The organism is Microbacterium sp. 2RAF4, assembly GCF_052115285.1.
GTDB classification, from domain to species: domain Bacteria; phylum Actinomycetota; class Actinomycetes; order Actinomycetales; family Microbacteriaceae; genus Microbacterium; species Microbacterium oxydans.
In genome coordinates this window covers 534,962-554,232 of record NZ_JBFRGI010000002.1, presented here as the reverse complement: position 1 = coordinate 554,232, position 19,271 = coordinate 534,962, and the positions used below count along the sequence as shown (strand labels likewise).

At 66.3% G+C, this 19,271-nt stretch carries 25 protein-coding genes; 14 read left to right on the top strand and 11 right to left on the bottom strand.

What is annotated here, in order from left to right; genetic code table 11:
* Window positions 1–10: 10 nt before the first annotated feature.
* Genes AB4070_RS06865 through AB4070_RS06855 form a run of 3 tightly spaced genes read left to right on the top strand, consistent with a single transcriptional unit; the run spans window position 11 to window position 2,536 of the window.
* Entirely contained in the window at window positions 11–784 is a 774-nt protein-coding gene (locus AB4070_RS06865; RefSeq protein ID WP_441979448.1) for a hypothetical protein, read from the top strand.
* A 14-nt stretch (window positions 785–798) separates the two neighbouring features.
* Window positions 799–1,869, top strand: a complete 1,071-nt coding sequence (locus AB4070_RS06860; RefSeq protein WP_441979447.1) for a hypothetical protein — start codon at window positions 799–801, stop codon at window positions 1,867–1,869.
* On the top strand, window positions 1,859–2,536 hold the full coding sequence (locus tag AB4070_RS06855) for a hypothetical protein (protein ID WP_441979446.1): 678 nt from the start codon (window positions 1,859–1,861) through the stop codon (window positions 2,534–2,536). The genes AB4070_RS06860 and AB4070_RS06855 overlap by 11 nt, the downstream gene beginning before the upstream one ends.
* On the opposite strand, the gene AB4070_RS06850 is transcribed toward AB4070_RS06855, so the two are convergent.
* Together AB4070_RS06850 and AB4070_RS06845 are read right to left on the bottom strand one after the other, a co-directional pair.
* On the bottom strand, window positions 2,533–2,961 hold the full coding sequence (locus tag AB4070_RS06850; RefSeq protein ID WP_441979445.1) for a DUF732 domain-containing protein: 429 nt from the start codon (window positions 2,959–2,961) through the stop codon (window positions 2,533–2,535). The two genes, AB4070_RS06855 and AB4070_RS06850, sit on opposite strands and share 4 nt — an antisense overlap.
* On the bottom strand, window positions 2,958–3,101 hold the full coding sequence (locus AB4070_RS06845; RefSeq protein ID WP_441979444.1) for a ribbon-helix-helix domain-containing protein: 144 nt from the start codon (window positions 3,099–3,101) through the stop codon (window positions 2,958–2,960). The genes AB4070_RS06850 and AB4070_RS06845 overlap by 4 nt, the downstream gene beginning before the upstream one ends.
* 52 nt (window positions 3,102–3,153) lie before the next feature.
* On the opposite strand from AB4070_RS06845, the gene AB4070_RS06840 reads away from it, so the two are divergent.
* The 7 genes from AB4070_RS06840 to AB4070_RS06810 all read left to right on the top strand — a co-directional run bounded on the left by AB4070_RS06840 (window position 3,154) and on the right by AB4070_RS06810 (window position 9,594).
* Complete coding sequence (locus AB4070_RS06840) at window positions 3,154–3,609, top strand: hypothetical protein (RefSeq protein ID WP_441979443.1); 456 nt, start codon at window positions 3,154–3,156, stop codon at window positions 3,607–3,609.
* A gap of 10 nt (window positions 3,610–3,619) precedes the next feature.
* Window positions 3,620–4,975 carry a glycosyl hydrolase family 28-related protein gene (locus tag AB4070_RS06835; protein ID WP_441979442.1) on the top strand — a complete coding sequence of 452 codons (1,356 nt, stop codon included), beginning with the start codon at window positions 3,620–3,622 and terminating at the stop codon, window positions 4,973–4,975.
* Between the two features lie 9 nt (window positions 4,976–4,984).
* Window positions 4,985–6,448, top strand: coding sequence for a right-handed parallel beta-helix repeat-containing protein (locus AB4070_RS06830; protein ID WP_441979441.1), 1,464 nt, complete (start codon window positions 4,985–4,987; stop codon window positions 6,446–6,448).
* Window positions 6,449–6,472: 24 nt separating this feature from the next.
* On the top strand, window positions 6,473–7,750 hold the full coding sequence (locus AB4070_RS06825) for a hypothetical protein (protein ID WP_441979440.1): 1,278 nt from the start codon (window positions 6,473–6,475) through the stop codon (window positions 7,748–7,750).
* A gap of 163 nt (window positions 7,751–7,913) precedes the next feature.
* Window positions 7,914–8,768, top strand: a complete 855-nt coding sequence (locus tag AB4070_RS06820; RefSeq protein ID WP_441979439.1) for a hypothetical protein — start codon at window positions 7,914–7,916, stop codon at window positions 8,766–8,768.
* Complete coding sequence (locus AB4070_RS06815) at window positions 8,765–9,256, top strand: hypothetical protein (protein ID WP_441979438.1); 492 nt, start codon at window positions 8,765–8,767, stop codon at window positions 9,254–9,256. Before AB4070_RS06820 ends, AB4070_RS06815 begins: the two co-directional genes overlap by 4 nt.
* A 2-nt stretch (window positions 9,257–9,258) precedes the next feature.
* Window positions 9,259–9,594: a hypothetical protein gene (locus tag AB4070_RS06810; RefSeq protein ID WP_441979437.1), complete on the top strand. Its 336-nt coding sequence runs from the start codon at window positions 9,259–9,261 to the stop codon at window positions 9,592–9,594.
* A 57-nt stretch (window positions 9,595–9,651) separates the two neighbouring features.
* Here AB4070_RS06810 and AB4070_RS06805 read toward each other — a convergent pair whose 3' ends face one another.
* Together AB4070_RS06805 and AB4070_RS06800 are read right to left on the bottom strand one after the other, a co-directional pair.
* Window positions 9,652–9,927 carry a hypothetical protein gene (locus AB4070_RS06805; RefSeq protein WP_441979436.1) on the bottom strand — a complete coding sequence of 92 codons (276 nt, stop codon included), beginning with the start codon at window positions 9,925–9,927 and terminating at the stop codon, window positions 9,652–9,654.
* Between the two features lie 9 nt (window positions 9,928–9,936).
* Window positions 9,937–10,260, bottom strand: a complete 324-nt coding sequence (locus AB4070_RS06800) for a hypothetical protein (RefSeq protein ID WP_441979435.1) — start codon at window positions 10,258–10,260, stop codon at window positions 9,937–9,939.
* 655 nt (window positions 10,261–10,915) lie between these two features.
* Between AB4070_RS06800 and AB4070_RS06795 the strand changes: the two genes are divergently transcribed.
* On the top strand, window positions 10,916–11,314 hold the full coding sequence (locus AB4070_RS06795; protein WP_441979434.1) for a VOC family protein: 399 nt from the start codon (window positions 10,916–10,918) through the stop codon (window positions 11,312–11,314).
* Window positions 11,315–11,354: 40 nt separating this feature from the next.
* On the opposite strand, the gene AB4070_RS06790 is transcribed toward AB4070_RS06795, so the two are convergent.
* Window positions 11,355–11,987 (bottom strand): hypothetical protein, encoded by a 633-nt coding sequence (locus AB4070_RS06790; RefSeq protein ID WP_441979433.1) that lies wholly within the window; start codon window positions 11,985–11,987, stop codon window positions 11,355–11,357.
* A gap of 115 nt (window positions 11,988–12,102) precedes the next feature.
* Here AB4070_RS06790 and AB4070_RS06785 point away from each other — a divergent pair, with 115 nt between their 5' ends.
* Window positions 12,103–12,381: a hypothetical protein gene (locus tag AB4070_RS06785; RefSeq protein WP_441979432.1), complete on the top strand. Its 279-nt coding sequence runs from the start codon at window positions 12,103–12,105 to the stop codon at window positions 12,379–12,381.
* Between the two features lie 30 nt (window positions 12,382–12,411).
* Here the strand turns inward: AB4070_RS06785 and AB4070_RS06780 are convergent, their stop codons facing one another.
* The gene (locus tag AB4070_RS06780) at window positions 12,412–12,735 is read right to left on the bottom strand and encodes a DUF7882 family protein (RefSeq protein WP_441979431.1); all 324 of its coding nucleotides are present in this window, start codon (window positions 12,733–12,735) and stop codon (window positions 12,412–12,414) included.
* Window positions 12,736–12,917: 182 nt separating this feature from the next.
* Between AB4070_RS06780 and ppk2 the strand changes: the two genes are divergently transcribed.
* Together ppk2 and AB4070_RS06770 are read left to right on the top strand one after the other, a co-directional pair.
* Window positions 12,918–13,766 carry a polyphosphate kinase 2 gene (gene ppk2 / locus AB4070_RS06775; RefSeq protein WP_441980556.1) on the top strand — a complete coding sequence of 283 codons (849 nt, stop codon included), beginning with the start codon at window positions 12,918–12,920 and terminating at the stop codon, window positions 13,764–13,766.
* Between the two features lie 65 nt (window positions 13,767–13,831).
* Window positions 13,832–14,785, top strand: a complete 954-nt coding sequence (locus AB4070_RS06770) for an aldo/keto reductase (RefSeq protein ID WP_441979430.1) — start codon at window positions 13,832–13,834, stop codon at window positions 14,783–14,785.
* Here the strand turns inward: AB4070_RS06770 and AB4070_RS06765 are convergent.
* From AB4070_RS06765 to AB4070_RS06745, 5 genes are all read right to left on the bottom strand, one after another.
* Window positions 14,748–15,467, bottom strand: a complete 720-nt coding sequence (locus AB4070_RS06765) for a response regulator transcription factor (protein ID WP_441979429.1) — start codon at window positions 15,465–15,467, stop codon at window positions 14,748–14,750. The genes AB4070_RS06770 and AB4070_RS06765 overlap by 38 nt on opposite strands.
* Complete coding sequence (locus AB4070_RS06760; RefSeq protein WP_441979428.1) at window positions 15,464–16,738, bottom strand: sensor histidine kinase; 1,275 nt, start codon at window positions 16,736–16,738, stop codon at window positions 15,464–15,466. The genes AB4070_RS06765 and AB4070_RS06760 overlap by 4 nt, the downstream gene beginning before the upstream one ends.
* Window positions 16,739–16,747: 9 nt before the next feature.
* Entirely contained in the window at window positions 16,748–17,563 is an 816-nt protein-coding gene (locus AB4070_RS06755; protein ID WP_441979427.1) for an ABC transporter permease, read from the bottom strand.
* Window positions 17,560–18,471, bottom strand: a complete 912-nt coding sequence (locus tag AB4070_RS06750) for an ABC transporter ATP-binding protein (protein WP_046746540.1) — start codon at window positions 18,469–18,471, stop codon at window positions 17,560–17,562. The genes AB4070_RS06755 and AB4070_RS06750 overlap by 4 nt, the downstream gene beginning before the upstream one ends.
* A gap of 96 nt (window positions 18,472–18,567) precedes the next feature.
* A complete protein-coding gene (locus AB4070_RS06745) occupies window positions 18,568–19,194 on the bottom strand; it encodes an SOS response-associated peptidase family protein (protein WP_441979426.1) in 627 nt (208 codons plus the stop codon).
* Between the last annotated feature and the right edge of the window lie 77 nt (window positions 19,195–19,271).

The window sequence follows — 19,271 nt, the reverse complement described above, 5'->3', positions numbered from 1 at the left end:
GGGAGCGATGATGAGTCAGCTACTCGAGATCAACGCGGCCGGCCGGGAGATCCTCGGTCGGCCGCGTGACCTCGCCAAACCCTGGGGGCTCTTCGTCAAGAGGGCCGGGTTCCAAGGGTGGGAGGGCCTTCCCGCCGGTCGGCGGGAAGCCTTGGCCCGGGCGGTCGAGCACGGCGAACACGACGTGCCCACCTACCTCCCGGCGCGAGTGGTCACGATCGACGGGTGGGTGCTCGCGCCGAACGTCGAGGACCTGCAGCACGAGTCAGATTCCTTGACGGGTATAGGCGCTTCCGGCGATCGTCTCAGAGTGCAGATTCAGCACCGAGGTTCGACGCGGTTCGCTGATGCGCGGCGTGCTCTCGCCGAGGTCAGTGATGATCGGGGACAGTGGACCGGCCGCGTGCTGCGCGCACCGTTCCAGCTGCAGTTCGTGTTCGCTGACCCGCGTCGGTACGGCGAGACCAAGTCGTTCCCGCAGACAGGCGCGGCGACAACGATCTCCGCTGCGCACTATGGCAACTTCCCGGCGTTCCCGGTCATCGAGATCCCGGCGGCGCCGGCGGCATACACGATCACGTCCGCGGGGCGAGTGTTCGCAGTCTCGGGGGCGACCGCCGGCGGTACGCACACGGTGGACCTCCGACGCGGTCGCGTCTATCGCAACGGTGTCGAGATGCCCGGTGTCGGGCACGGCGCCCTGTGGGCCATCCCGCCTGGAGTCGCCACCGCATTCACTCTCACCACCGCTGGGCGGGTGAAGGTCACGAACACCTACGTCTGATCGGAGGGCACCGGATGCTGACTCTCTGGTCGCACTACTCGATCACCGGCGACGAGATCGGCAGGGCATGGCCCAAGGACGATGCGAGCTGGGCGATGAACCTCAGCGGGACCGGGCAGTGCACGTTTTCGTTCCGTGTCGACGATGCCGATACCGGCTTGACCCGCGCGGACATCGATCGGCTGTTCACCCCGAACAGCCGATCCCTGTCCCTGCGGTGGGGCGACGCGGATGTCATCGGCGCGTGGAAGATCGACGACTGGGACTACGACGAAGACACGGGCACACTCACCGTCACCGGCGTGCAGATTCGCGGTGAGGCGAAGTGGCGCATGACGTACGGCGTCAACGCCTTCGAGCTCGGCACGCTCACTGTCACGAACCGCTCCGCAAGCGGCGCGGTCCGCGCTATCCTCGCGCGCTTCATGCAGTGGTCAGCGGAGTGGTTCTACCCGATCGACCTGCCCGCTGACGGCGCCGGCACGATCACCGCGACGTGGGAGTTCTGGAAGAAGTTCACCATCGAGGATCTGCTCACCCAGATAGAGGAACTCGGTTACGAGATCGTGCTGCGGCCGTATCTGACCGCGGGGCGGCAGCTTCGCTACGAGACTCTCGTGGCGGCGAAGGTCAGCATCGGGGCGAGCTACTTCCACCTGCAGGCGGAGAAGTCGCCACTCGGCGGGGTGGGGTACAAGCTCAGCGGTGCCGAGCAGCTCACCGGCGGCCAAGGCATGGGATCGGGCACGGGGCAGGACCAGCCCGTCGCCTGGGCAGGTGGCGGGCCATTCTTGATCCCGATCCGTGACGCCAAGCGCACCTTCCCCGACCTCGCCGGCACCCAGCTGCAGGCTGCCACGAATGCGTGGTTCGCGGCAGCGCGGAACCCGATCGTTCAGTGGCGGGTGCAGTCGTTCACCGCTGACGACGAGTTCCCTGCAACGCTCGCGACCGTCGGCCGCGGATGGGTCTTGGAATCGTCCGGGCATCCGGTCTTCCCGGACGGATCTCAGACGCTTCGCGTGATCGCCTGCTCGGGATCTTTCAGCTTTCAGATCAGCGTGGAGGTGCAGAATGCTGCGTGATCTTTCCGACGTCTGGGGGTGGCTCCAGCGGATCCTCCGCCGCCTCGATCGAGTCGAGTCCGGAGCGATGCTCGAGAACGCGTCCATCACGAACGGGCGACTCCGCATCATCGGGGGAACGCTTCGCGTCGACTCTGGCGGCCGCGTGGAAATCGTCGGCACCCTGTCGATCGACGGCACCACCACAGTCACGGGAAACTTCAAGGTCACGGGCCCGTGGCGGCTCGAAGGCGACGGCACGATCACCGGCAACGTCGTCAGTACCGGCACGCTCACATGGAACGGGCCGTGGAACCTCAACGGGGCCGGAAAGATCGCCGGCAACACCGACCTCACCGGTGACCTCAACGTCACAGGCGGAGGGAAGATCAAGGCCGGGAACGTGACGATCGACCCGTCATCCAACGGCGGATCAGTGAAGTTCGGATCCGGACCCGAGGTGTACGCCGCCGGGAGCGAACTCTCGCTCTACTCCGGCATTGGATCCTTCATCACCCTGAACGGATCCTCCGCGAAGCTCAACGGTCCAGGTGCGAGATGGGTTGAAGTCACATCGGCAGCAATCCGTGCGGTGGGCCTTCCGACGATTCTTCGTGCCAACGCGAATAACGCCGTCGTCGGCACGGTGTGGGCCGACGCTTCGGGGAACCTTTTCCGAGTCGTTTAGAGGGTCTCGGGGCAGTAGACGACCTGAGCACCGTTCCGGATCGTCAGGCTGTCCATGTAGTAGCCGGAAACGGCGGGAGTCTCTCCCTCCACGACTCGGACGTCCTCCGGTGCGACACCTGAGAGCACCTGCTCGCAAGCCTGATGCCCGGCCTCTACCAGGCTCGAGTCGCTCGCGTCACCGATCTGCGTCTCGGGGAGAAGCTCTGACCGGACGTAGTCGAGGAAGCGCTGGTCATCGCCATCAACGCCTGGAGCTTCGGCGACGAGCGGCTCGGAAGTCACCACGGGGGCTTGTTCTGCGGACTGCTGAACGGCCGTGTCCGCGTTGTCTGTGGCGCTCCCAGTCGCATCCGCTCCTGCGGCGCACCCTGCAAGGGCGAGCGTGAGAACGGCTGCAAGAGCCGCGACGGCGTAGAGCTTCATGACTGGTTCTCCTTGACGTAGTGGATGAGCGCACGGCGGATGACGACGGAGACGTTCTCGCCGTTCGCCTTCGCCACTTCGGCGGCCTTGTCCCAGATCTCGTCTTCGACCCTGACGGTCCGGTTTTTCGTGTTCCCCATGGAGCCGAGTGTATGTGCACTGTATGTGCAGTGTCAAGATTTTGGAGGGGCCATGGCTCTCATTACTGGTGTTCTCGCGGACTACGAGCGGAAGGCGCTCGCGACGTCGGCGATCGACCGGCATCCGGTGATCGAGTTCCATCCCTCGGGGCCCGGCCTGAAGAGGGCTGGCGGCGTCGTCTTCGCCACCCGCGTGGTGAGCGCCCTGCCGGCCGTCTCGACAGGGGCATGGGAGGCCGATCTCGAACTCACCTCGTTGATTCAACCTGAGGTCTGGTACGAGGTCCTCGTTACATGGCTCGATGACGCTGGGAACTTCGTCTCGGTCGACCGGCTGCCTGGTCGCTTGTACGTCGATTCGCCCGGCCTGTTCGTGGATAAGTATCGGTCGGAGAACGCGCCGTGGTACGCGTGGGTCGACGCGGATGCCGTCATACCGCCCGAGGGGGCGCACCTGGGTGACTGGGTGCTCGATCCCGTGAGTGGCGACCTGTTCCGGGTCGCGTGAGGAGCGCATGATGGCTGTTCTTGTTCCGATCGGGAATCTCAAGGGGCCGAAGGGCGACAAGGGCAACCCTGGCAACCCAGGTATCCCCGGGATGGGCGGTCTGCCCGCTGACGGGGCCGTCGCCGGATTCGTCGGCACGACGTCGGCAACCCGGGACGCGATGCGGGATCGCGACGTGCTTCGCAACGTGCGTGAGTTCGGCGCGCAGGGCGATGGCACGACCGACGACACGGCAGCGTTCATCGCCGCGCTGGCGGCGGGGTCCGTCATGATCCCCGCGGGCACATATCTCATCACTGCGACGATCGACGTTGCCGACGGCCGCACCATCCAAGGCGAGTCCCGTCACTCCGTGACCCTGCTGCACGGCTTCAATGGCGACATGTTCACCCTCGGGACGAACGCGAAGCTCGCAGACTTCACCGCCAACGGTCAGGGTGCGACGTTCACTGGGCGGGGAATGACGGTCTCAGGCAATCGCGCCGCGCAGATGCTGACGAATCTAAAGGTGATCGACTTCGAGGATCCCTGTCTGTACTTCGGAACGAGCGCCGGCTCCCGCGCCATGGTGTCCGGGTGTGAGATGTGGCGTGTCAACGCCTCCACAGGCAGCGGTCGCTTCGCCGTGGTAATCGACCCGGCCCAGCAACTCCTCGCTGTTCCGCGGAAGTTCATCGGCCTCGAGACGGGCGGGCAGTGCGCGATCGATTTCGGTGGATCGAACAACACCGAGGTCATCGCATCGATCCTCGGGGATCTTGGGTTCGACTCCGGCGAAGCGCGCGGTGTGAACATCCTCGGATCCCGGCTCCTCAACGACCTCTACCTCACGGTCGATGGTCACGGCGTCACGATCACCGGATGCGACGTGCTCCCGCAGATCACGATTGCTCCGGGCGCAGACGGCATCGTCATCGGACCGAACGCGTACAACAATCTGCCAGTGATCGACTCCTCCGGAAACTCCCGCAACCAGGTGACGCACCACATGGTCTCCTACTCACCCGAGCTGTCTTCCGGCGGCACCGCGCCAACCCTCGGAAACGGGACGCTGACGGGGAAGTTCTCCCGCTCGGGTGGCCAGGTGCGGGCCGTGCTGAACCTGTTCGTCGGGTCGACTACGAACCTCGGCTCCGGCGAGCTGCGAATCTCACTCCCGACCAAGCGTGGCGACGCCACGGTCGAGACGGTAGGGCGCGCTCGCATCCAGATCGGCGCCACCCAATACTTCGCCGACGGCGACATCCCGGGCGCTGTCGACTATGTGCGGCTGTTCCGCGACGGGTCCGGGTCGGTCACGGCCACATCGCCGGCGACTTTCGCCGCGGGTGACCTGATCCGTTTCGGATTCACCTACAACGTTTAGGAGACCACGATGGCCACACTCGTCCCGATCGGAAACCTTCGTGGCCCCATCGGCCCACAGGGCGTCCAGGGCATCCCCGGAACGGGCGGCCTCCCAGCCGACGACGCGGTCGCCGGCTATCTGTCGACCCCGGGCACGTCAGAGACGCAGCGGGTGGCGGACGCCCGGTACGGAGCGACGATGCACGCCCCCGCGCACGGTGTCGTCGGCGACGGGGCCGCCGACGACGCACCGGCCCTGCAGGCACTGCTGAACACGGCCGCGGCGGTCGGGGCGTCAGTGACCCTTGGCGCCGGGACGACGGTGCGGATCGCATCGACCATCACCCCACCGTCCGGAACGCGCCTGCACGGCAACGGCGCGACCGTGGCGAAGGCTACGACCCTCGCCGCGATCGCGTTCATCATCTCGGCGAAGCAGAACATCCTCGTCGAGAACCTCCGAGTCAACGGCAGCAGGTCGGCGTTCGTATCGTCAGAGCATCAGCACGGCTTCTACATCGTGAACGGCTCCGAGTGCGTCACCCTCCGGGACGTCGAGGTGTACGACTGTAACGGCGACGGCATCTACGTTGGCGACCAGACTGCCCCTTCGAGGAACATCGTCCTCGAGAAGGTCGACAGCCACGGCAACAACCGCCAGGGCATGTCTATCAGCCATGTCTCGGGGTTCAAGGCGACGAACAGCAGATTCACTGCCACCTCGGGAACCAACCCGCAGGGCGGCGTGGACGTCGAGCCCAACGCCGATGGCGTCGTCTGCGAAGACATCCAGTTTGTGAACTGCACCTTCGCAGGGAACGGGCACTTCGGGTTCGTGTTCGCAGGTCGCACCGCACCCACCGCGCGACAGGGCGGTGTCGAGCTCGCCGCTTGCACCGTAATAAGCAACGGCACCGTCGCCGACACGTTCGGTGGGGGAGTGAACCTCCGTGCCGCCCGCGACTTCACGATGACCGGCGGGACGATCCGGGGCAACCAGGGCCCAGGCGTGCTCATCGATTGGACGACGAGCAGCCGGGGTATCAAGTTGCTCGGCGTCACGATCACGGAGAACTCCCGTCACGGCTTGTTCTGCACCTCCGGCGTCGATGACATCGAGATCATCGGATGCACGATCCGCGATAACGGTCACGCTAGCCCGAATACGTACCCGGGAATCATCTTCAATCCGGCGATCGCGTCATCGAACATTCGCGTCGGCGCGAACACCTTCGAGGGCACCAATCAGCGGTACAGCTTCCAGACTGCGACCGCTAATGCGGCAATCAGTCGACTGAGCCTGTTCGCCAACGCCTACATCTCGCACGGCACTGGACCCCGCGCGCTCGCTGACGATACGGCATCGCGTCTGGACCTCGACATGGTGCTCGCGCCATCAGTCACCGGGTCCCGAGGCGGGAACGCCGCCATTACGTCGCTGCTCACGCAACTCGCGGCGCGCGGGCTCATCGTCAACAACACCACCGCATGAATCTCCTATGTTTAGACGGTGACTATGACGACATCGGCGACGTTCCTCCACAGTGATCGCCTCAAACAGGCCGCCCACTGGGGGATTCTTGGTAGCTTCGGTTACCTTTTGATGATCCCGGTGGGGCACACTCCGGTATTGATGGTGGCGTTGTTGGTCTTGGCGGCATCGTCGGCGTTCCTCATCGCCGCCGGCCGGCGCTCGCTCGCACGGGAGCTGTGGGTTCCTGCGATTCTCTCGGTAGCGGTGATTTTGCTTGGTGTCGTCGTCGGCATTGGGAACGAAGGATGGGCGCATTCGCTCATCGCGTGGGTTGCCGCTCCCGTCTTGTTCTGGATGTGGGCCGCAGCTCTCACCGAGGAACTGATCCGCAAGCTGCTGTGGGTGGCCGTGTGGGTGACTATCGCACTGAGCGCGATCACGCTTCTCATCGCATTCACCATCCCGACCGGCTTCCCTGCGTCCGTCCTACATCCGATCTTCGGTGGGAACTCGCGCGGCTTCGCGTTCGGAGCGACCATAGCCATCTACGGGACCAGCACTCTCATGGCTACCGCGCCCATGTGGATCGTCGGCGCGCTACTTCCGCGGAAGAGCGTTCTGCCGGATCGGCGGTGGATAATCGCCGCGGCAGTGTCTGCTCTGGTGGCGACGGTCGTATCATCGCGGCGGGCAACAGTTGTTCTCGCGATCCTGATTCCCATCATCATCCTGATCGCCTACTGGCTCACGCGCGATCGGTCCCGTCGCGTCACGATAAGCACGCGGACACGGTGGTTCATTGCGGGTAGTGCAGCCGTGCTGATCGCCGCAGCGATCGGAGCCTCGTTCACAGTTGTCGTGCGGCGCACAGTTCTCGGCGTCGTCGGACTCGCCACGGGGAAGGCGCAGACCCTCGACGAGAGGCTACGGTTCGAGCAGCTGCCACGACTCTGGGATGAGTTTCTCGCCTCCCCGATTTGGGGTCAGGGAATCGGTATGACGATCGATGGCTACACGCGGCACCCAACGCGCGCGTGGGTGTTCGAGATGCAGTACAACCTGCTCCTCGCACACATCGGCATCCTCGGCGCCGTCATGCTCATCGCCACCGTGGTTCTCATCCTTCGCGCTCTCTGGAGGGCTGCCAAGGCGCGGCCAGACCTGCGGCCGGTGTTCGCGGTCGTCTCGGCCGCAGCGCTCTCGATTCTGGTCGGCAACGCGCTCAACCCGATACTGCAAGCTCCTGGCCACTTCTGGTCGGTGTTCCTACTCATCGCCTGCATCAATGTCGCGCTGCTCTCCAAACGGCAGGCCGACTGATCCAGTCGAACACTCCTCGAAACCCTCACCTTTCGGTGGGGGTTTCGTCGTTAACAGACCGCTCACCCGAAGGTACTCGCGAGCTTCACGGGTGAGAGGTGGCGGACCGCCGGCCAAACCAGCGCGTCGCGGCCACCCCACAACTAGAAGGCGAGTGATTCTCATGGGCGGCACTCTGATCAAGACCGACCTCGGCCACGGCCGCGGCTGGGCGTCACCGAAGGCCGCTGCATCGATCCGCCGGATCGATGCGCAGCTCGGGCGGATCGCCGACATCAACGAGGCCGGACGTTCGCCAGAGCAGGCGAACAAGAACCGCGCCGCCTGGCTCGCCTACGAGCGGTACCTCAACGGTGGGCCGTGGGCGCCGAAGGCGCCCTACGCACTCGGCGCCGATCAGTCGGTGCACTGCTGGGGCAACGCCGCCGACTCCGACGACTGGTACAACGCCCACGCCGCGGCGGTGTGGCGTGACAACGGGTGGAAGCAGACCGCCCGCTACTTCGACCGCAACGGCCGTCCGACGGCGAAGGACGAGCCCTGGCACGGCGAGTACTTCGAACACCTCGACAACCACCGCAACGACCCTGCGCCCAGCGGAGGCGCAGCCACCACACCGCCTCTGGAGGAGGACGAAATGCTCGTACTCAAGATCGATGCCGGGGTCCAGGGAACGCACGTCTGCACCCTCGCCCCCAAGACATTCAGCCACGTCATCAAGGAGGACAACGCCGAATGGGTGAAGAACGTCATCCGGGCCGACGACAGGTACACCGATATCGTCCTGTCGCAGCTTCCGGTGCTGCTTCGCCGGTACGGGTGTGACCTGCACATCTGGGACATCCGAAACGGCCAGTTCGTCGTCCTCGACCCGCTCACTGGAGTCGCAAGCTCCGGCGCGGTCTGGACAGTCGAGAACGTGATTCGCTCCTCGGTCGAGCAGATCAAGATCACCTCTGCAGCTACCTCTGCGTACGTCGAGCATCTCGCCAAGTCGGTGAACGGCACCGCAGCATGACCTCGCCGCCCGCCGTGGCCGAAGGCCACCAGACCACTCACTCAAACCGCATCGGCTGGGGATGGTGGCTCACGGCAATTGTCGGTCTTTCGGTCGCGGTGGCAGTCGTCGCTGTCGCGCTGATCGCGTCGCTCCGCTCAGGCCGGGAGATCGACCCGAATCAGGTCATGCTCGCCCTCATCGCGCTCCTCGGAAGCCTCGGGGCAGTCATCATCCCCAAGCTGAACGCAGTCGGGAAGAACACGTCCCAGACAGCCGAGCACGTCGTCAACTCGCACTCGCAGAAGAACCTTCGCGACGACATCGACGAGATCAAGCGAATCGTCAAGGCGACCGAGTCGCGGATGCACGGCGTCGAGCAGAGCCAAAACTTCCAGGCCCGCGACATCCTCGGCATCCGCCAGGAGATAGGCCAGATCCGCCAGACCGAACGCGACCAATGGGACGCGATCGAAAGCACCGCCGGCAAGCACCGGCAGAAGGAGTAACCATGGACATCGTCCTCCCCACCATCCCCGCCGGCGTGCTCGTGCTCCTGGCACTGTTCGCCCCGTACGTGATTGGCGTGCTCAACGGTGTGCTGCCGTTCATCACGAAGCCGTGGCAGAGGAAGGCGCTCGCGATCGTCGTCGCGGTCGTGCTCGCGCTGGTCGTGCTCGCCTTCTACTTCGTCTATACCGGCGACGTGCTCCCGGACTGGCCGGTGCTCGTGCTGCTCGCGGTCGTCGTCGTACAAGCCTCCTACGCGCTCATCACCAAGCCCACGGCATCTGTCGTTGAGCGTCGATTCACGCCCGGCGAGACCCTGCGCCGCGATACCCGCTGACGCCCGAACGCACGAAGACCCCCACCGGCTCCGGCCAGGTGGGGGTCTTCCGTCGTTTCAGGCGGTGTAGATAGAGAGCATCCGCCAGCCCTCCGGCACCTGCGCCTCGAGTGCCGCCATGTCGGCGGCTTCGATCTCGCGTTGGCCGTCCCGACGTTCGTATCGGCCCTCGACGGAGCGCACCGGCGTTCCGTTGGTCATGGTCGGCACGGCAGAGACGAGCTCCCAACCTTCCGGCGCCTGCGCGACGAGCTGCGCGCGGACGTCCGCGAGGTCTTCGCCCTTCAGTGTGACCGTGTGGGTCTCGATGGGGCGGATGAGTCCGATGAGCATCAGACCAGCCTAGGAGGCTTCGTCGTCGGCGAGCACCACAGCATTACCCCACACCCAGCACCGGAACGTCTGGTCCTCGGCGCGGAACTCGATTCCGGCGGCGAGGGGCGTGGAGCGGACGAGCTTCGCGTCGACACGCACAGCCTCGGGACCGAACCTTACCCACGCGCGGACACGCTTCGGTCGCGGGTAGATCGTCATCGGCTGCTCGCGGACGTCCATCTCACGGTCGGTGAGTGACTGCAGCGGGCCGTGTTTCACGGCCTCGAGGATCGACCGCGCCTGCGACTGCATGTCGCGGTAAGCGGAGAGCGTCGCCCCTGGGTTCCCCATTGCCGGTGTGTTCCTTCCTCCGGCCGAGAGGTTCGATTCTACGACGCCTGGATGGAACCATGAGGTCATGACTGAAGTGAACTACTCAAGCATGGGGGAGTCATCAGATGAAGCGTGGTGTAGATCGAGTGTCGAGGCGCGTGCCGTCCCGCGGCTGGGTAGAGCCGCGCCGGTTTGGTTGTCGCCAACGGAGGTCTGCGCCCTGTGGCCCGGCATGACGGTCACGAAGCTGCAGAGAATGCGAGATGAGGGGCGGGGTGCTGCGTACTACAAGGTCGGGAAGACGATTACCTATGGGCTCGAAGAGCTCACGGAGTTTGTTCGGCAGCATCGAGTTGGTACCCGCGATCAACCGTAGCTTTCGACTTGCCTCGGCTATCGACGTGCGCTCGGGTCCATGGTTTAGTCGTGGTTTTGGACGCGTACATAGCCGTACCTAGTTGTACCGACTCCGCGGAATCGCGCGGAAGGTGCACGTAAGTACATGCATAAACACCCCATCTTTCAAACGGGGGTTACGGGTTCGAGTCCCGTAGTCGGCTCCGCACACGAAGGCCCGCATCCCCTTGGAACACCGGGGATGCGGGCCTTCGTCGTCGCACTGATCGTGACCGGGGCGTGGACGCGAGCCCGTCCTTGACAGCAGGATGGGCGCATGACTCTAGGCGACCACCCGGTGAGGGCTTCGATCGGCGTGAAGGACATCAAGCGGTCCGCTTCCTTCTATGAAGGCATACTGGGGCTCGTGCCCGCGAGCATCGGCCCGAGCGCCGACATCGAAGGGGGCGCCCGTTTCTACGCGTGCGGGCAGGGCACCATGCTCAACGTCTTCGAGACCCCTACGGCGGGGTCGACGCACTCGACGGTCGCCACTTGGTACGTTGACGACCTCGATGCGATCGTCGCCGAGCTGACGGTGGCCGGCGCTGTACTCGTCCGCTATGACGGTTTCGATCAAGACGAGCGAGGGATCGGCCCCCGTGCCGGCGGGGGGCGCATCGCCTGGGTGGAAGACCCCGACGGGAACACCCTCGCCTTGGAGACCGACGACTAGGAACGCGTCACCCGTGTCGTTCCGCCTTCCGGCGCGGAGTTCAGCTGCAGAACCCGGTTGCGGGGAGCGTGTCCGTGACGGTGATGCCGCGGACGAACGGCTCGGCTTCGGAGACCTCGAAGACCATCCACCGAGGACTCGCGCCGACGACGTAGCCGGAGGTTTCCGGCGCCGCATCGAATGCCCCGTCCGGTTCCGCGGTGGTGAGCTCGTCCAACGTCGATCCCAGGCCGATGCCGCTCTCCGTGAGAGGTGAGGTCGCCACGGGGCCCGACAGGGGGACATCGCCCGGCACGCGAACGCTGATGCCACTCACGCCGCTCTCTCCGGGGTGACTGATGATCCCGAAGCCGGCCTGTGCACCCTCCGCCGTCTCGTAGAACTCCAGGCCTTCGCATCGGTCGGTCAGGGCGAACGTGGGGCTCAGCGCATCGGCGATCGACTCCGAACCGAGCTGTGCGCGGCCGACCCCCTGGTCGGTGATGAGCCAGGTCGACGTGTCCGCCGCGTCGAAGCTCGGCGTCGACGACGGGGCCGGGCTCGGGGCAGCGGTCGGAGTGTTCGAGGCTGTCGCAGACGGCGTCGGATCCGCGCTCGGAGCCGAGCATGCGACGAGGGTGATGGACAGGGCCGCGGCTGCGGCGAGGCTGACGAGCCGAACGGAGTTGCGCATAGGTCGAGCATAGGAGCACGCGAGGGATAGCCCGGTGACCAGGCGCTTCCCGCGAGGGTGTCGTCGGTCGCACGGCCGGCATCGGAGTGGAGCGCGGGCGTCCTAGTCTGGTCTGATGCTCAAAGGACTGATCCGCCCCGTCGAAGCCCACAGCGTGACTCTCAAGGGCGAAGACCTCGTCGAGGTCCGCGCGCAGCTCACGGCTCAGGCTCCCGAAGGCTGGGACCTGGTGTCGGCCATGGCGACGATGGAGAAGGCCGGGTCGATGCGCTCTGTCGAGGGCAAGTTCCTTCGCCGCGACGGGATTCGCGAGATCGAGGCCGACGACATGGCCGCGCTCGAGGCTCAGGTACCGGAGGGATGGCAGTTGCTCTCCGTGTGGAAGATGGACTGACGTCTCCCTGCGTGTTCGGAGCGGGTGAGTTCAGCTCGCTCCGTCGATCTGCGGCGCCTCGACGACCTCTTCGATCAGGCTGATCCCGCCTGTCGAGCTCGCCGATTGCATGAGGTCCTGAATCCACTTCGGGTTCAGCTGCGGCGCCTCCGGCTCGTCGAAAGTGAAACGGAGCGGAATCGACGGGTGTAGCCAGATCGTCGAGCGCCCGGGGGAGTCGCTGTCGGGGTGACGCCACGACAGGGTGAAGCTCTCGTTGCGGCGCAGCTTCGTCGCGATGACCACCTTCAGATGTGCGAGCGCGCGGTCCTCGATGTGGATCGCATCGCCGTTGCCGTACTGGATCGTTCCCATGGGTGAAACCCTATCCGTCGACACCTCTCACCCGCTTCTGCCATCAGCGGCACGCGGACGCGAGACCATTCCGGAGTATCGCACTAGACGGTGATATGTTACTGACTGTTGAGTTTCCTGGTGGTCCTACGGATGCGCCAGGTCGAAGACGGCGCAGGTGGCCGACTCCCCGCCGCGGCCACCTGCGCTTGCCTCCTGAAGGCGGGATCCCTGGAGCGCTCATGCCGGAAGCGACGACGCCGGAAGGGCGGCGCGATGTCACGGAGAAGCTCGCCCGCGCCGCGTACGAGCGCGAGAAGCGGCTGCTGCAGATCGAGCTCCTGAAACTGCAGGCGCACATCAAGCGCTCCTCCGAACGGGCGCTCATCCTCTTCGAAGGCCGAGACGCCGCGGGGAAGGGGGGTGCGATCACACGATTCATGGAGCATCTGAATCCGCGCGGTGCGCGTGTGGTCGCCCTCGACAGGCCCAGCGACGTCGAGCGCACGCAGTGGTACTTCCAGCGCTACGTCGCGCACCTGCCGTCGGGTGGCGAGATCGTCTTGATGGATCGTTCCTGGTACAACCGTGCGGGCGTCGAACGGGTGATGGGGTACTGCTCGTCTGCCGAGTACGAGGAGTTCCTCCAGACGGCACCGCAGTTCGAGCGCATGCTCGTCGGCTCGGGCATACGTCTCATCAAGCTGTGGTTCTCGGTCAGCGAGCACGAGCAGCGTCGACGGTTCGCCCAGCGGGCCGAAGACACTGTCGGACAGTGGAAGCTGAGCTCCACCGACGTCGCGAGCATCGACCGATGGGACGACTACACGGCGGCGGAAGAGGCGATGTTCCTTCAGACCGACACCTCGGCGCTTCCGTGGCTCGTCATCAGGTCGGACGACAAGAGACGGGCGCGACTGGAAGCGATGCGGTGCGTCCTCACTCGCTTCGACTATCCCGGCAAGGACCCCCTCATCGCTCACGCGCCGGATCCGCTGCTCGTCGCCCGTCCGTCGCAGGTCTACGGTGACAGCGAGACGCCGACGCCGTGACGGCCCCCGACGCAACACAGCGTCATCCGGGAATGTGGACGATGGGCTCGACTGTTGTGATCGTCATGACTCGCATCGGAACAAGTGACCTCGACGTCCTCCCCCTCTCGCTCGGCGGCAACGTGTTCGGTTGGACAGCCGACCGCGACACCTCGTTCGCCGTGCTGGATGCCTTCGTGGACGGCGGCGGCGACTTCATCGACACCGCCGATTCGTACAGCGCCTGGGTTCCGGGCAATGAGGGCGGCGAGAGCGAGACGATCATCGGCGAGTGGCTCGCGTCTCGGAAGCCCGCAGGGGTGGTCGTCGCCACCAAGGTGAGTCAGCACCCGGAGTTCCGCGGTCTGGCCGCCTCGAACGTCCGTCGCGCCGCCGAGGCGTCGCTGCGGCGTCTGGGCGTCGATGAGATCGACCTGTACTACGCCCACTTCGATGACGCGTCGGTTCCGCTGGAGGAGACCGTCGCAACCTTCGGACAGCTCGTGGACGACGGTCTCGTGCGTCACGTGGCGGTGTCGAACTACTCCGCCGATCGCATCCGCGAGTGGATCGAGATCGCCCGGCGTACTGGGGTGGCGCTCCCCGTCGCAGTGCAGCCGCATTACAACCTCGTGCACCGCAACGAGGTCGAGGACTCGATCATCCCGGTCGCCGAGGAGTTCGAACTCGGACTCGTGCCCTATTACTCCTTGGCGAGCGGCTTCCTCACGGGCAAGTACCGGTCAACGGAGATCGCGGGCCAGGATTCGCCGCGCGCGCAGGGAGCGGCGAAGTACGCGACCGAGGCGGGACTGCGGATCATCGATGCCCTCGAGGAGATCGGGGATGCGCACGATGCCTCCATCGCCGCGACCTCCCTCGCCTGGCTTCGCGCGCAGCCGACGGTGGTCGCCCCGATCGCGAGTGCGCGCAGCGTGGAGCAGGTTCCCGATCTTCTCGCCGGGGCGCGCCTCGAACTGTCGAGCGAAGAGGTGCAGCGGCTCAATCAGGTCTCGGAGTGGACGCCGACGAACGCGTGATCCGCGGGCTCTCGTCGCCGACGAGACCGAGCCGGTGCGCCAGGATCACCGCGTGGATCCTGTCTCGGGCACCGAGCTTCGCGAGGACCCGACCGACGTGCGTCTTCACCGTGGACTCGCCGACGTAGAGCGTCTGAGCGATCTCCGCGTTGGTGAGGCCGCGGCCCATCGCGACGAAGACATCCCGCTCGCGCTCGGTGAGCGATTCGAGAGCGGCGCTCTCGGCGGGTGCCGGAGCCGCGGCGGCGCCGAGTTGCGGCGTCACATGTTCCAGCAGCGTTCTCGTGATGCGAGGGGATAGCGCCGCGTCGCCACGATGCACGGCGCGTACGGCGGAGATCATCTCGTGTCGCTGCGCGTCCTTCAGCAGGAAACCGCTCGCCCCCGCCCGGATCGCCCCGAACGCGTACTCGTCCAGATCGAACGTCGTCAGCACGAGCACCTTGGTCTGCGGACGGTCTCGGATGATCGCCTCCGTGGCGGCGATCCCGTCGAGTTCCGGCATCCGGATGTCCATCAGCACCAGGTCGGGGGCAAGCACGGCGCTCTGTGTGATGGCCGCCTTGCCGTCTCCTGCCTCGCCGACCACGACGATGTCGTCCTCCGATTCGAGGACCATCCGGAACCCGACTCGGATGAGCTGCTGGTCATCCACCAGCAGCACCCTGATCCTCTGCGTCATCCCTCTTCCTCTCTCGTCTGCGCCCGTGCAACGGACGTGCCCCCCGATGCGGGCAGGACCGCCCGCAGGACCCATCGTCCTCCACCTGCCGACGCCGACTGCACCGTGCCGTGCACGTGGGCGGCGCGCTCCGACAGCCCACGGATGCCGAACCCGTCCGAACCGATCGCGCCGGAGACGCCGTCGTTCACGATCTCGATCGTCACGGCGTCGCTCGTGTACTCCAGGCGCACACTGATGCTCTCGGCCGTCGGGGCGTGACGCATGGCGTTGGTCACGCCCTCCTGGACGATCCTGCCGATCGCGTGCGCGACAGCGGGGGAGACCTCCGTCTGCCCGACCACGGTGAGCGTCGCCGGGTAGCCTGCGCGCTGAGCGGCTTCCACGGTGTCCCGTGCGGGCACCGGCTGCATCGGGGCCAAGGGCAGCGGGGACTCGTCGTCGCGCAGCACCCCGAGCATCGCGCGCATCTCGGTGAGTGCGCCTCTGGCGGTGTCCGCGACGTGCGCCGCGGCTTTCTGAGCCTGTTCGCGGTCGGGAGTCGCCGCCGCTCCCTCGGACAGCGCGACGATGACGGTGAGCGAGTGGGAGACGATGTCGTGCATCTCCCGTGCGATGCGTGCTCTCTCCGATGCGGCCGCGAGCTGCGCCTGCTGGTCGCGCTCGATCAACAGCTGGCGCGAACGGTCGATGATGGCGAGGAGATAGCGTTTGCGGCCACCCACGTTCACGCCGACCAGGGTGCCGATGAGGCCGAGCGCCGCGTAGCCGAGGGCGGTGTCGATCCCGACTTGGAGCACGGTGGCCCCGCTCAGCATGAGCACCGTGGTGAGCACGAGGAACCAGGCAGCGCCGATCCCGTAGCAGATCCACGCCAGGCGGGCGGAGCTGTAGACCGCGATGCCGTAGCAGGCGACGAGCAGGAGGACGATGCCGCCAGACATGCCGGTGAAGAGCCCGACGGTTCCCAGGATCACGGCGGCGATGAAGGGACCCAGCGGCGCTCGACGGCGCCAGAGCAGGGTGCTGCATCCGATCGCGACCATGACCAGGGTGGCGATGTTGACGGCGACGTACGTGGCCTCGGGAAGCGTGCTGCGTGGATAGGGCGCGGCCGGAGTGAGCGTCAGGAACAGGCAGATCAGCGCGATCAGGATGTCGGCGAAGAGCGGGTGACGAGCCCAGAACCGTCGGAAGAGACCCGGGGCACGCGGAAGCCGCAGCTCCTCGTCCTCGCGGATCGAGTCGCTGCGGCTTCGCGTTCTGCTCACAGGCCGACTTTACGCGTCGCGCGTGCGCAGCACGCCCCACGCGACCAGGGCGCCACCGGCGACCCAGCAGCCAAGCGTCAGGAACGCGACGGGGGCGTCGAGAGCTGCCGTCTCACCGGGCATGATCGCGGACTGCGCGGCCGCCACCGGGAGGTACGCCGATGCCTCGGTGACCCATGCCCAGGCGTCCCCGGCGAAGGAGAAGAAGCTTGCGACGATCGGCAGGACGAACAGCACGCCGACGGTCGCTGCGATCGCTCCGGCACCTGAGCGCAGGATGAAGCCGAACGAGACTCCGATCAGCGCGAAGACGGCCATCGCGAGCGAGGCGACGACGATCGGAAGCAGCGATGCGGACGGGTCCGACCAATCGATGCCCTGATCGCGCGGCGCGACGATAAGCGTGACCGCGAGCGCCGCGACAGCGAAGATCACCAGCGACGAGACGAACATGAACGCGGCGAGCACCGTCGACTTCGCCGCCAGCACCGAGCCGCGGACCGGGTTCGCCGTGAGCGTCGAGCGGATCATGCCCGTCGAGTACTCACCGGTGACGGAGATGGCACCGATGATGCCGGCGAGCAGCATGGTGAACTGGATCGGCATGATGACGGCCTGGATCGGTTCGAAGTCCGGCATGTCGAGGGCTTGGGCGATGAGCACGGCGATCGCGACGGTCAGCGCTGCGGCGATCCCGATGGACCACCACGTCGAGCGCAGTGTGGCGAGCTTGATCCACTCGCCGCGCAGTGCGCGCACGAACGTCAGATTCCGACCGGTGTCGACGCGCGGCCGCGTGGGTGCGGGGGCTTGTGTCGTGGTCATGAGATCTCCTTGGTGCGGTACTCGACGGAATCGCCGGTGAGGGCGAGGTAGGCGTCTTCCAGCGAACCGGTGGTCGGGGTGAGCTCGTGCAGCGGAATGCCGCGGTCGGCGGCGAGGTCGCCGATCCGCGCAGCGGGCAGGCCCACGATGTCGAGGAGATCGGGGGCGGAGCTCGCGATCTCCACGTCGGGTCCGCCGACGGCCGCAGCCAGGTCGGCTGGTCGCGGGGTGCGCACCCGCACCGTGTTCCTTGTCCATGACCGGACAAGATCTGCGAGCGGTGCATCGGCGAGTACGCGCCCACGTCCCATCACGATGACGTGATCCGCCGTCTGCGCCATCTCGCTCATCAGGTGGCTCGAGAGGAGCACGGTGCGCCCTTCCCCTGCAGCATGACGGACGAACTGACGCACCCAGCGAACGCCCTCGGGGTCGAGGCCGTTGACCGGCTCGTCGAGGATCAGCGTGTGCGGATCGCCGAGCAGCGCCGAGGCGATGCCCAGCCGCTGGCCCATGCCGAGCGAGAACCCTCCCGCACGTTTGCGGGCCACGGATCCGATGCCGGCGAGGTCGATGACCTCGTCGACGCGCGAGGAGGGGATGCCGTGGGTCGCTGCCATCGCGCGGAGGTGGTTGCGGGCCGTGCGGCCGGTGTGCACCGCCTTCGCGTCCAGAAGCACTCCCACCTCCGTCAGCGGGGCGCGGAGCTTGCGGTACTCGCGACCCGCGACGGCGGCGCGCCCCGACGTGGGACGGTCGAGGCCGACGATCATCCGCATGGTGGTCGACTTCCCCGCGCCGTTCGGGCCCAGGAAGCCGGTGACACTGCCCGGCTGGACGGTGAACGACACGTCGTCGACGGCGGTCTTGTCTCCGAACCTCTTGGTGAGGCCTTCTGCTGTGATCATGAGGACAACGTTACGGAGCGACGCCGGGAGCGCGCGTCCCCCTCAGGTACACATGTGCTGCCGAGGCGTCCGACCGAAGGCGGATACATCGGTGTGTCAGCTACGCGGACGAGCGCGCACCCTCGCGGCCATCTCGTCGGAGGCGATGATCGCCTCGTCGATGATCTCCCGCGAACCCGGAGCCGTCAGCCAGTCGTGGCTCAGCGATGCCGGGATGAGCAGCGGCATCCGGTCGTGGAGATCGACGAGGTGCGGAGGCGCGGGGCGCATCACGATCGAATAGCACGTGTACCACTGGTCGTCGGCTGTGCGGCCGCGTTGCGTCACGGCGGCCATGCCGAACAGGGTGCCGTCGTCGACGATGAACTCGTTCCACTGCCGGGACGGCTTCTGCATCTCGTACCAGCTCGTTGCCGGGACGATCCCCCGGGACTTCGCGCCGCCGGGGCGCTCCTGCAGGCGCTCGGAGCGGGTGTTTATCGACGGGAACTTCGCCGGCTCGCCGTTCACGAGGAAACCCCACCATGCGGGTTCCAACGTCGGCGCTGTGTCGGGCTGCACGATCAGCGGATTGAGGTTGCGCAGGTTCTTGCCGGTGGGACGGACGGTCTCACCCGCGTTCTCCTGCGCCCAGACGCGCAGGCCCTCGAGCACCGCGTCGTCTGCCGCGGCGAGGAGCTCTGCATCGGTGAATCGGGGATCGAGACCGTAGCTCGCGCACATGCCGTCAGCGTAGCGCGGGGCGCCGACATCCTGGTGGGAGGGAGCGGGGGCAGCATCTCGGGTAGGGTCGACGGGTG

Coding starts and splice junctions, on each gene's coding strand:
- AB4070_RS06865 (WP_441979448.1), top strand. CDS start 11: ATGAGTCAGCTACTCGAGATCAACGCGGCCGGCCGGGAGATCCTCGGT.
- AB4070_RS06860 (WP_441979447.1), top strand. CDS start 799: ATGCTGACTCTCTGGTCGCACTACTCGATCACCGGCGACGAGATCGGC.
- AB4070_RS06855 (WP_441979446.1), top strand. CDS start 1,859: ATGCTGCGTGATCTTTCCGACGTCTGGGGGTGGCTCCAGCGGATCCTC.
- AB4070_RS06850 (WP_441979445.1), bottom strand. CDS start 2,961: ATGAAGCTCTACGCCGTCGCGGCTCTTGCAGCCGTTCTCACGCTCGCC.
- AB4070_RS06845 (WP_441979444.1), bottom strand. CDS start 3,101: ATGGGGAACACGAAAAACCGGACCGTCAGGGTCGAAGACGAGATCTGG.
- AB4070_RS06840 (WP_441979443.1), top strand. CDS start 3,154: ATGGCTCTCATTACTGGTGTTCTCGCGGACTACGAGCGGAAGGCGCTC.
- AB4070_RS06835 (WP_441979442.1), top strand. CDS start 3,620: ATGGCTGTTCTTGTTCCGATCGGGAATCTCAAGGGGCCGAAGGGCGAC.
- AB4070_RS06830 (WP_441979441.1), top strand. CDS start 4,985: ATGGCCACACTCGTCCCGATCGGAAACCTTCGTGGCCCCATCGGCCCA.
- AB4070_RS06825 (WP_441979440.1), top strand. CDS start 6,473: ATGACGACATCGGCGACGTTCCTCCACAGTGATCGCCTCAAACAGGCC.
- AB4070_RS06820 (WP_441979439.1), top strand. CDS start 7,914: ATGGGCGGCACTCTGATCAAGACCGACCTCGGCCACGGCCGCGGCTGG.
- AB4070_RS06815 (WP_441979438.1), top strand. CDS start 8,765: ATGACCTCGCCGCCCGCCGTGGCCGAAGGCCACCAGACCACTCACTCA.
- AB4070_RS06810 (WP_441979437.1), top strand. CDS start 9,259: ATGGACATCGTCCTCCCCACCATCCCCGCCGGCGTGCTCGTGCTCCTG.
- AB4070_RS06805 (WP_441979436.1), bottom strand. CDS start 9,927: ATGCTCATCGGACTCATCCGCCCCATCGAGACCCACACGGTCACACTG.
- AB4070_RS06800 (WP_441979435.1), bottom strand. CDS start 10,260: ATGGGGAACCCAGGGGCGACGCTCTCCGCTTACCGCGACATGCAGTCG.
- AB4070_RS06795 (WP_441979434.1), top strand. CDS start 10,916: ATGACTCTAGGCGACCACCCGGTGAGGGCTTCGATCGGCGTGAAGGAC.
- AB4070_RS06790 (WP_441979433.1), bottom strand. CDS start 11,987: ATGCGCAACTCCGTTCGGCTCGTCAGCCTCGCCGCAGCCGCGGCCCTG.
- AB4070_RS06785 (WP_441979432.1), top strand. CDS start 12,103: ATGCTCAAAGGACTGATCCGCCCCGTCGAAGCCCACAGCGTGACTCTC.
- AB4070_RS06780 (WP_441979431.1), bottom strand. CDS start 12,735: ATGGGAACGATCCAGTACGGCAACGGCGATGCGATCCACATCGAGGAC.
- AB4070_RS06770 (WP_441979430.1), top strand. CDS start 13,832: ATGACTCGCATCGGAACAAGTGACCTCGACGTCCTCCCCCTCTCGCTC.
- AB4070_RS06765 (WP_441979429.1), bottom strand. CDS start 15,467: ATGACGCAGAGGATCAGGGTGCTGCTGGTGGATGACCAGCAGCTCATC.
- AB4070_RS06755 (WP_441979427.1), bottom strand. CDS start 17,563: ATGACCACGACACAAGCCCCCGCACCCACGCGGCCGCGCGTCGACACC.
- AB4070_RS06750 (WP_046746540.1), bottom strand. CDS start 18,471: ATGATCACAGCAGAAGGCCTCACCAAGAGGTTCGGAGACAAGACCGCC.
- AB4070_RS06745 (WP_441979426.1), bottom strand. CDS start 19,194: ATGTGCGCGAGCTACGGTCTCGATCCCCGATTCACCGATGCAGAGCTC.